Source organism: Mitsuaria sp. TWR114 (assembly GCF_007997345.1).
In genome coordinates this window covers 1-2,669 of record NZ_VOSR01000288.1, presented here as the reverse complement: position 1 = coordinate 2,669, position 2,669 = coordinate 1, and the positions used below count along the sequence as shown (strand labels likewise).

Sequence of the window (2,669 nt, the reverse complement as noted above, 5' to 3'; positions counted from 1 at the left end):
CGGACAGGCGGACCGGATAGGCACTGGTGAACCAGCCCACGGTGCGGCTCAGGTCGATGTCGGCCGCATCGCCTTCGCGGCCGTGGCCCTCGAGCAGCACCAGCGCCTCGGGATGACCGCTCCAGGCGGACAGCGTCCGCCCGAGCGCGGTCAGCAGCAGCGCATCGACGCCGCCGCCGTAGGCCGCGGGTGCGACACGCAGCAGCTGCCGCGTGAGCGCCGCGTCCAGCGACATCGCCGCGGTGCGGCGGTCCTGGATCCAGGCGGGGGCCTGCGGATCGTCCCGCGGCAGGTCGGGGATCGCGGCCAGCTCGCGCCGCCAGTGCGGCAGCTCGGCGGCCAGCGCCTCCGAGCCCGCCCAGCGCGCCAGATGCTCCGCCCAGGCCTTGAACGGCGCGCTGCGCGCGGGCAGCACCGGCTCAGTACCGGCCACCAGCGCCAGGTAGGCGGCCTGCAGGTCCTCCAGCAGCACGCGCCAGGACACGCCGTCGATCGTCAGGTGATGCACGGCGACCAGCAGCCGCGCGCTGCCGTCGACGTGCCGCAGGTGCAGCACCCGCCACAGCGGGCCCCGCGCGAGGTCGAGGCTTCGCTGGGCCCGGTCGGCCTCGCGCCGGATGTCCTCCGGGCTGGCGACCTCGCGACTCCACAGCACGTCGGAGCGCGGATCAGGAGCTGTCGCCGTCGCCACGGTCGACGCGTCCTCGTAGCGCTGTGTCCATCGGCCATCGGCGTCCTGGTTGAAGCGCAGGCGCAGGCCCTCGTGGTGCTGGGTGAGCAGCGCGATCACGCGTCGCAGCCGGTCCTCGTCGAGCCAGGCCGGCGCCCTCAACATCACCGACTGGTTGTAGTGATGACGCGCCGGGATGGGCTGCTCGAAGAACCAGCGCTGGATCGGCGTGAGCGGCACCTCGCCTTCGGCGGCGACAGGCGTCGACACGCTCCCGGTCAAGCCCGTCGCCGCGCTCACCGATCCGCCAGCCGACATTGCCGTCGACGCGTTCGACGCGGGCGTAGCGCCCGCGGTGGCCTCGCTGGCCGATCCGACGCTGGCGAAGGCGGCCGTCAGGCCCTCGATCGTCTGATGGCGGATCAGGTCACGCAGCCGCAGTTCGAAGCCGAGCCTGGCGTTGCGCACCCGCGAGATCACCTGCAGGCTGAGGATGGAATCTCCGCCCAGCTCGAAGAAGTTGTCGCCGATGCCGACCTGCTCGATCCCCAGCACCTCCTGCCAGATCGTCGCCAGCCGCTGCTCGACCTCGGTGCGCGGCGCGCGGTGGTCGCCATCGTGCGAGCTCACCGGATCGGGCAGCGTCGCGCGATCCAGCTTGCCGCTGATCAGGCGCGGCAGTCGCGGCAGCAGGACCAGATGAGCCGGCGCCATGTGCTCCGGCAGCTGCTCGGCGATGCGCTGGCGCAGGCGCGGCAGCAGCGTCGCCTCGCTCACGTCCGGCAGCGCGACGACGTAGGCCACGAGCTGCTTGCCGGACGGACTCTCGCGCGCCACGACCGCCGCTTCCAGCACGCCGGGCACCTCGCACAGGCAGGTCTCGATCTCGCCCAGCTCGATGCGGAAACCGCGGATCTTGACCTGGTGGTCGGCGCGCCCGATGTATTCGATGTTGCCGTCCTCCATCCAGCGGACCAGGTCGCCGGTGCGGTACAGGCGGCCACCGGCGGCGTCGAAGGGGTCGGCCACGAAGCGCTGCGCGGTCAGGCCGGCGCGTCCCAGGTAGCCGCGCGCGAGGCCGAATCCGCCGATGTAGAGCTCGCCGACGACGCCCGCCGGCACCGGCTGCAGGTCGGTGTCGAGCACATGGATCACGCGGTCCCCGACCGGCTTGCCGATCGGCGCGTAGGCGCAGTCGAAGCCCTCGCTCGCCGCCGACTTCCAGATCAGCGGCGTGATGACGCACTCGGTCGGACCGTAGCCGTTGATCAGCGTGCGCGGCCGCAGGTGGCGGCAGACCTTGTCGTAGGCGGCCTTGGGCATGGCCTCGCCACCGAAGACGTACAGCTCCACCGGCGGCGCATCGCCGCGCAGGCCGGCCCAATCGGCGATCTGGCCGAGGTAGGCCGGCGGGAAGGCGGCGTTGGTGACCTCGTAGCGATGCAGGGCCTCGCAGGTCTGCTCGGCGGTCCACAGCTCGTTGTCGCGCAGGGCCAGGCCCGCGCCCACGCACAGCGGCGTCAGCCAGCGCTCATGGGCACCGTCGAAGGAGAAGGACATGAAATGCAGCTCGCAGGAGGCGGCGCTCATGCCGTAGATCTCCGCCGTGGCCAGGCAATGCATGGCCAGCGGTCCGTGCGTCACCGCCACGCCCTTGGGCAAGCCGGTCGAGCCGGAGGTGTAGATCACATAGGCGAGGTGGTCGGGATGGTCCGCGAGCGCGAGATTGGCGGCATCGGCATCGGCATCGTCCGCAGCCGCAGCCGCAGCTGCCGTGGCCTCCGTAGCTTCCGTGGTCGCCGCAGCGGCCAAATTTGAAGACGTCGCTGACGTCGCCGCAGTCGCCTCGCGGACCTCCTCCATCGTCACGACCTCGAGGCCCGGCACCGTCGGCAGTCGCGCGCGCAGGCCGCGCTGCGTCAGCAGCAGCGCGGCGCCGCTGTCCTGCAGCATGAAGGCGAGCCGGTCCGGCGGATAGGCCGGGTCCAGCGGCACGTAG

The 2,669-nt window shown here is 72.0% G+C and carries 1 protein-coding gene; it reads right to left on the bottom strand.

The window, feature by feature from the left end; all coding sequences use genetic code 11:
• Positions 1-2,669, bottom strand: a 2,669-nt coding sequence (locus FUT87_RS12065; protein WP_147241167.1) for a non-ribosomal peptide synthetase, incomplete at both ends; no start/stop codon positions are given.